Annotated in this window: 7 protein-coding genes and 1 pseudogene; 4 read left to right on the top strand and 4 right to left on the bottom strand. The window is 36.8% G+C overall.

The annotated features are described in order from the left end of the window. Positions 1–524: pseudogene (gene msr(E) / locus FTU45_RS14770) on the bottom strand (ABC-F type ribosomal protection protein Msr(E)); the annotation flags it as partial. Positions 525–1,646: 1,122 nt separating this feature from the next. Between msr(E) (FTU45_RS14770) and repM the strand changes: the two are divergent. Beyond that, positions 1,647–2,570: a replication initiation protein RepM gene (gene repM / locus FTU45_RS14765; protein ID WP_004856439.1), complete on the top strand. Its 924-nt coding sequence runs from the start codon at positions 1,647–1,649 to the stop codon at positions 2,568–2,570. After that, positions 2,567–2,863 carry a hypothetical protein gene (locus tag FTU45_RS14760; protein WP_004856442.1) on the top strand — a complete coding sequence of 99 codons (297 nt, stop codon included), beginning with the start codon at positions 2,567–2,569 and terminating at the stop codon, positions 2,861–2,863. Before repM ends, FTU45_RS14760 begins: the two co-directional genes overlap by 4 nt. Here the strand turns inward: FTU45_RS14760 and FTU45_RS14755 are convergent. After that, positions 2,860–3,144, bottom strand: coding sequence for a hypothetical protein (locus tag FTU45_RS14755; protein ID WP_004856445.1), 285 nt, complete (start codon positions 3,142–3,144; stop codon positions 2,860–2,862). The two genes, FTU45_RS14760 and FTU45_RS14755, sit on opposite strands and share 4 nt — an antisense overlap. A 209-nt stretch (positions 3,145–3,353) precedes the next feature. Between FTU45_RS14755 and mobQ the strand changes: the two genes are divergently transcribed. Together mobQ and FTU45_RS14745 are read left to right on the top strand one after the other, a co-directional pair. Next, positions 3,354–4,325: a MobQ family relaxase gene (gene mobQ / locus FTU45_RS14750; protein WP_159516850.1), complete on the top strand. Its 972-nt coding sequence runs from the start codon at positions 3,354–3,356 to the stop codon at positions 4,323–4,325. Next, entirely contained in the window at positions 4,322–4,831 is a 510-nt protein-coding gene (locus FTU45_RS14745; protein WP_136144375.1) for a hypothetical protein, read from the top strand. Before mobQ ends, FTU45_RS14745 begins: the two co-directional genes overlap by 4 nt. Positions 4,832–5,260: 429 nt before the next feature. On the opposite strand, the gene FTU45_RS14740 is transcribed toward FTU45_RS14745, so the two are convergent. After that, positions 5,261–6,145, bottom strand: coding sequence for an Mph(E) family macrolide 2'-phosphotransferase (locus FTU45_RS14740; RefSeq protein ID WP_000155092.1), 885 nt, complete (start codon positions 6,143–6,145; stop codon positions 5,261–5,263). A 55-nt stretch (positions 6,146–6,200) separates the two neighbouring features. Then, a partial coding sequence (msr(E), locus tag FTU45_RS14735; RefSeq protein ID WP_180073075.1) for an ABC-F type ribosomal protection protein Msr(E) occupies positions 6,201–7,279 on the bottom strand: 1,079 nt, incomplete at its 5' end.

Here is a 7,279-nt window from a genome sequence, read left to right as displayed (position 1 = left end):
GTAATTTTACCGTCTTTTAACTCCCATATCTTGTCTACAACCATATCAAGAAAATATCGGTCATGACTGATAACAAGTAATGCTCCATCAAATGCTTTAAGTTGACCAATAAGTAGATCTATTCCATTGAGATCAAGGTGGCTGGTTGGTTCATCCGCTAGAATGCCATGTACTTGTTGGGAAAATGCGGCAGCAATTTTTGCACGAGTTTCCTCTCCGCCACTCATTGTGTCGTTTTGTACATTGGAAACACCAAGGCGAGATAACATTGCCCGGTCTTCGACCGTTTCTATTTCGATTCCGCCCAGTTGGCTGATATGTGCAAAATCACCAAAACGCTGTAATGTCGCTTCGGCTAAAACAATTTCGCCATTAAGTACTTTGAGTAAACTACTCTTTCCTGCTCCGTTATCACCCACAAGACCAATACGGTCATAAGAGTGAATTTCCAATTCATCAATATCCAAAACATCACGCCCAGCATAATCCAAGCGTATGTTTCTCGCTTTAATAATTAAACTCATTTTTATTTACTCCTGTTTAGCTCTTGAAATTTTTTATGCAGCAAACAGGATTTAGGTGAAAACAAAAGCTAGCATCACAGTGTCCTCCCAAAAAAAAAGCTATTCATCCACAGGGTGGACAAATAGCTAGTCAATTAAGTTATAACTGGAAACTATGCACTAAAAGCATACTTATAAATTAAGCATACTTTTACTTTATATATCCGCATATATTCTTAAAGACACAACAAAAGCCCACCATTATAAAATAGTGTCACTATGCAAATAGTTGTGTCTTAACGAATGCGGATAGAATGCATAAACTTACCTAAAAAATAAAATTCAGTTTTATGATAACTTTACTGTTAAAAGAAGTCTAGACAACCTTGTTTTATGCTTGGATATAAGGCTTATTTTAAAATAATAGTAGTGAAGATTTTCTAAAATTAACATAATACACCTTATCCGAAATGCTTAGATATTTTCATTATCTTTCAATGTTATAGTCAATACTTAATAGCCCGAAACGTCATGCTCGGGCTTTTTTTATGATTCTTCACGTTCCACGACTAATATTTCATCAATGTTTCACAACTTTGATTAGCTCCAGTAAATAATTAAAACCTAGATAATAAGAACCGAGCGAGTGTCTACGAGCGATTGAGCATCATCAAAATTTCGACCTCGCTTTTTCTCTGATTACAAGCTCCCTTTCGATTTTAAACGGTAGTTACAGAGCATCCCGAATGGGTGCGAACTTTGGAGCTTTTGCTTTTCAAAAAGTATGAGCGAAGCGAATACATTACCAATGCTTTTGCTTTTAGATTTCATAAACAGGATTAACCAAAAACTGCCCCATGAAGCGAGGAACGAGCTTCAATAGAGTACGAGCTTTAGCGAGTACATAGGGCAGTTTTAAGCACTCCCCTCTTTTTAATATTTTTTAATTTTTTAATTTTTAGCCTCTACAATTAATTGATATATAAGAATAAAAATAGCAATAAGTACACCTTTATCTTGCAATAAGTACACCTTTATCTTGCAATAAGTACACCTTTATCTTGCAATAAGTACACCTTTATCTTGCAAAGTGACACTCAATAAAATAGAGTGTACTTATATATTTAAAAAACATGTGTGCTTATGAAAAAGGAACTAGTCGTTAAAGATAATGCACTAATAAATGCCAGTTATAATTTAGACCTATCAGAACAACGTTTAATACTGTTAGCCATACTTGAAGCTAGGCAATCAAATACACCCAATGATAAAGATTTGACGATTCATGCTGAAAGCTATATCAACCATTTCAATGTTCATAGAAATACAGCCTATAAAGTTCTTAAAGATGCTTGCAAAAGCCTATTTGATCGTAGATTTAGCTATCAAAAGCTGACTCAAAAGGGCAACATTGAGAATGTAATAAGTCGATGGGTACAACGAATATCTTATGTAGAAAATGAAGCTCTTGTTCGTATTAAGTTTTCTGATGATGTTGTACCGTTGATTACAAATTTAGAAAAACACTTCACCAGTTATGAACTAGAGCAAGTCAGCAGTTTAACTAGTGTTTACGCTATACGCTTGTATGAGTTGCTTATCGCATGGCGTAGTACAGGCAAAGTGACTATGGTAGAGCTAGAAGAGCTAAGATTAAAATTAGGCATAGAACCCAACGAATACAAGAGAATGGGGCAATTTAAAGAAAAAGTTTTACACCTTGCCATTGATCAAATTAATGAGTACACAGATATAAAAGCAGAGTATGAACAACACAAACGTGGTCGTTCAATTATTGGTTTTTCATTTAAGTTTAAGCAAAAATCACAGCCGAAAAAATTAGATTCTAAGCGTGACCCAAACACACCTGACTTTTTTGTCAAAATGACCGATGCACAACGCCATTTATTTGCCAATAAAATGTCAGAAATGCCTGAAATGGGGAAATATTCACAAGGTACAGAAAGCTACCAACAATTTGCTATCCGTATAGCAGATATGCTTTTAGAGCCTGAAAAATTCAGAGAGCTTTATCCAATATTAGAAAAATCAGGATTTCAGCCATGATTAAATTAAACAACCTATCAACTGATCTAAAACATGTGACCGTTGAATACCTCGACATCGTAAATTATGAAATTGCGAGGGAAAATATATGCGGTTATATCTTCCTATTATCTCGAATATCCAAAAATGCAGAACCCACCAAAAAAATGCAGATGGAAAGCAAAATACAGGACTTAATTTACTATCGAGATAATTTGCAGATAGAGGACAAAGACAATATTCAAAAGGTTTTAAATACGCTCATTCCCGAGTATCAAGCCGAACAGAACAACCAAACAGCTAAGAAAAATTAGGCTTCAATATCGGGCAAATCAAAAAGCTGTCTATCTCTATTTTCTGTTAAATATTCGTTGAGTTCAGCGAGTATTTTTTCTTTATTGGCTTCATTAGATTGCATCTTTTTAATTAAGTAAGAACCGAGCAAAATTTTACGTCTTGTATCGTCCTTTCTTTCTTGTTCCTTTTGCTTGGTTTTTTCTCTTGCATCAATAGCCTGTTTTTGAGCTTTTAACTGTTTCAACTTTTCTAATTGGGCTTCAATTTTCTTTTCGATATTTTCAGCAGATTTTGTCATAACGGTTAATTTCGGGATATAGAAAACCACTCAAGCATAAAACCCTATGAATTGAAATTCAAGCGGGCTATATGCTATCGTGTTTTTCATGAAATGCGCACTTACGACTTGGATTTCATCCAAGTCAAAGTTTGCGTAAGGGGTATCCCCTTAACCCCAAAAAACTGCTACGCAATTTTTTAAAAGCAAAAGCATCTCAAGGCGACTGCATGGCAATCTATCATTGTTCAACTAAAACAGTTAACCGAAGTTCAGGACGAACTGCGGTTGCATCAAGTGCTTATCGTGCAGGTGAAAAACTAGAAGATGAACGCACAGGGCTGACCCATGACTTTACGAGAAAAGACGGTGTCGCCCATTCTGAAATTATCTCTAATTTAGATATTGAAATTGACCGTGGCGAACTTTGGAACTTGGCAGAAAAAACCGAGAACCGCAAAGATGCCCGAACCGCTAGAGAATGGGTGATTGCCCTGCCTGATGAATTAGACGCTGATCAACGTAAGGACTTGGCAAAAGACTTTGCCAGGTCCTTAGTTGATCGCTATGACGTAATCGCAGATTTAGCCATCCATGAACCGAGTAAAGGCGGTAATGATAAAAACCATCACGCCCATATCATGCTCACAACCCGAAAAGCCGAATTGGACGCAGACAAAAAACTCACTCTGACCACCAAAACCGATATTGAACTCAGCAACGCCAAACGAAAAAGCCTTGGTATGGGGACAACCCAAGAAGACATTAAGCAAATTAGAGAAACATGGGCAGAGTTAGCCAATAAAGCATTGGAACGTGCAGGCTACCGAGAAAAAATAGATCACCGCAGCTATGCCGATCAGAACAACGGACTACAAGCCACCATCCATGAAGGCACCAAAGTCACTCAATTACGCAGACAAGGCATAGACACTGAAATTAGCCGTTTCAATGACAACGTCAAACAGCAGAATACCCAACAACTTGACCAACAGAAACAGCAGAAAGAGAGCGTTTTACAGCGTGGTTTAAACCGTGTCGATCAAGGTTTTGAGCAATGGCAGAAGAACCAAGAAAGCAAACGCCTAGAACTGGAACGCCAAGCGGAAATGAAGCGACAGCAAGAATTAGATAAACAACGAGCCGAACAAGCAAATCGTAAGGCATCACGAGATTTAGATAATGATGGATGGTCACGATGAGTAACCAAAATGATGATTTAGACCTAGACGATCAGTTATATATTCTATTGGCATCTATGAAGGAATACAGAGAAGCCATAGCAGACGATAACAAGCGATTAGAGACGTTTTACAACGAAGTGGCTAGCGGAGTGCTCAATAAGGCTGAAAAGTCGCTAGAAAACGCAAATAAGAAGCATACAGGCGCATTGAACAACAGTATTCAGCATTTAAACCAAGTTACAGCTAAACTAAATGCAAAATTTATCCTGTTTTTTGCCAGTACTTTTGTGGCTTTGGTTCTCGTATTGCTTTTGGCTATATTTTTGTATGTTCCAAGCCTTGATGAAATTCAACAGCGCAGAGCAGATAAGAAAGCATTAGAACAATATGCACTTCAAATCAAAGTTGATGATGGAGAAACACTCGTCAGAATCATGACGAAAAAGCCGTGTTACTCATTCCAACCAAATAACGTCAAAGAAAAAACCTATGACTGGTGTCAGATCGACCCTAAAAAATACTAGATGATCGGTACTTTGCTTGGTTTTTCTCATTACTGATCAGATTACAGCAAGCGCAAAGTTGCCCGACTTTGAAACATGGCTAAAGCCATGTTTCAAAGCATCGAGCTGAAATTTCGTATAAGAGATTTTATGTTAAATTTTTTATATCAAAATTTCAAAGTGTACTGATGAGTACACTTTGAATGGGTTCTAACACCCGAATTTCGTATATGAGATTTTATGTTAAATTTTTTATATCAAAATTTCAAAGTGTACTGATGAGTACACTTTGAATGGGTTCTAACACCCGAATTTCGTATATGAAATTTTATGTTAAATGATTGTTAGAAATGCCCCTTGATCGAGGCATTTTCTATAAAGAATACTAAAAACTAATTAAAGCCAACCAAGTTTCAAAACAAGGCAGTTCTCAGCAATCATATTTTTAAATTATATAACTCCCAACTGAGCTTTTGCTCCAACGATAAGGCTTTCATTTTGAGTTTCTAAGGCAAATAAACCATACATCAAAGGAGAGGCCGCTGCTCTTTCTAAAGTCTGTTCATATAGTTTATTCCAAACTTTACCCCCTAGTTTTTCATACTCGATGATTAGAGTTTTGAGGCTTTCTTCTCCAAACAAAGTTACATGCCCAGCAAAATCAATCGCTGGGTCATCTATATGGGCTGTTGACCAATCAATAACGCCTGAAACAGCTCCATCCTTTGAAGCTAGTACATGCCCAGCATATAAATCGCCATGTATAAATTGGGTGAAATCTGCCCATAGAACATCATTATCCAACCATTTTCTGTAGCGGGTTTCCAATTGCTCACTTATACCAATTTCAGATTTTACTAACTGCAAATTGTTTGCTATTTCAGGTCTTAAATCTGAAGGTTTCATAATTTTCAAATCATTTTCCCGAACTTCTTTTTCAGGAATACTATGGATTTCAAATAAGGTTTTTGCCAAAGATGTTATGTATTTCGGGCTATCTTTGTCCATATTCCAAATTATTTCATAGGTTTCAGCATCCAAATTTAAAACAGGATTATCTTTAAGTATGGGATAAGCCACTAATTCTGTAGATGAAATTCTCCAATCAGGAACCTCTACAGAAAGATGTTTTTTTACCAATTCTAAAATGCGTTTTTCTTTCTTGATTTGTTCCCTCATGCCATCACGACGAGGAATACGCAGCAACCATTGTTGCCCCTTTGTATCAAGAGCAAAAACGACCTTAAAATCAATGCCCATTTCATTGAAATTCATTTTGTCCGTAAGCAACAAGCCGTGTGCTTCAGCAAGTGATTGAATATCTTGAATTGTCATTTTTAATTTCCTTTAAAGAGTTCAATAATTAATGTTCGGATTAGATTGGCTATCATTAACAATCTCTCTCAAAAGTCTTGATGATTTTGTGGTCTTTGATCTCGTAGATAATGTCAGCAATATTATCGACCAATTGCTTGTCATGAGATACGAAGATAATAGTTCCTGCATAGGACTTCATCATTGTTTCTAATGCGGCAATACTTTTTAGGTCAAGATAGTTTCCTGGTTCATCCATAAGCAAAATATTATATTTTCCTAAAAGCATTTTGGATAAAAGCAGTTTGATGATTTCACCTCCCGATAAGTCGGATAAGTTTTTTTGAATATCATTCGCTCCGATCCCCATTGAAGCCAATACTGCACGAATTTCCGCAACTGTGTACTCGCACTCTTCCTGCATAAAGGAGAGCACAGATTTATGCGTGTTAAATTTATATCCTGTTTGTGTAAAGTAGCCAATTTCAGCTTTTGGAGATATGGTTAATCCATCAGCACGTTCTGATATCATTTTTAACAAGGACGTTTTCCCTGTTCCATTCGATCCAGTTATAGCGACTTTAGCGCCAAGCGGTATTATAAAGTTAGCGTCATCAAAGATAGTACGGCTACCAAATTTTAAGCTCAGACCATCTGCCGTAATCGGGAACTTATTGTGCAGTTCTAGGGCTGAACTTTGACGAAAACGAATAGAACGCAAATGCTCTGGTGCTTGAATATCTTCTAATGCAGCCAAACGCTTTTCCATACTCTTAGCTGCCTGATACAGTTTTCTTTGCTTGGTGCCAGTCATTTTTGCATGCCCAAGTCGTCCAGCACTTTCGGTAGAGTTTTTGGATTTTTCTCCTTTTTTCTTATTGTCTAATCGATTAGCTTGCTGGCGTTTTTCTTGCACAGCAGATTCTAATCGCTCCCGTTCCTTCATCATCAGCTCATATTCTACGGCTTGGTGTTGTCGCTCTTCTTCTTTTTGACGCAAGTAATCCGAGTAACCACCCCAATATTCCGTAATTTTACCGTCTTTTAACTCCCATATCTTGTCTACAACCATATCAAGAAAATATCGGTCATGACTGATAACAAGTAATGCTCCATCAAATGCTTTAAGTTGACCAATAAGTAGATCTATTCCAT

Origin of the sequence: Acinetobacter sp. YH12106 (assembly GCF_013418995.1) — a bacterium.
Lineage (GTDB): Bacteria > Pseudomonadota > Gammaproteobacteria > Pseudomonadales > Moraxellaceae > Acinetobacter > Acinetobacter pseudolwoffii.
This window is presented reverse-complemented; position numbering and strand designations above follow the sequence as displayed.

What these genes read in the sequence shown, in the direction of transcription:
- repM (WP_004856439.1), top strand. Translation starts at nt 1,647, where the DNA reads ATGAAAAAGGAACTAGTCGTTAAAGATAATGCACTAATAAATGCCAGT.
- FTU45_RS14745 (WP_136144375.1), top strand. Translation starts at nt 4,322, where the DNA reads ATGAGTAACCAAAATGATGATTTAGACCTAGACGATCAGTTATATATT.
- FTU45_RS14760 (WP_004856442.1), top strand. Translation starts at nt 2,567, where the DNA reads ATGATTAAATTAAACAACCTATCAACTGATCTAAAACATGTGACCGTT.
- FTU45_RS14740 (WP_000155092.1), bottom strand. Translation starts at nt 6,145, where the DNA reads ATGACAATTCAAGATATTCAATCACTTGCTGAAGCACACGGCTTGTTG.
- FTU45_RS14755 (WP_004856445.1), bottom strand. Translation starts at nt 3,144, where the DNA reads ATGACAAAATCTGCTGAAAATATCGAAAAGAAAATTGAAGCCCAATTA.
- mobQ (WP_159516850.1), top strand. Translation starts at nt 3,354, where the DNA reads ATGGCAATCTATCATTGTTCAACTAAAACAGTTAACCGAAGTTCAGGA.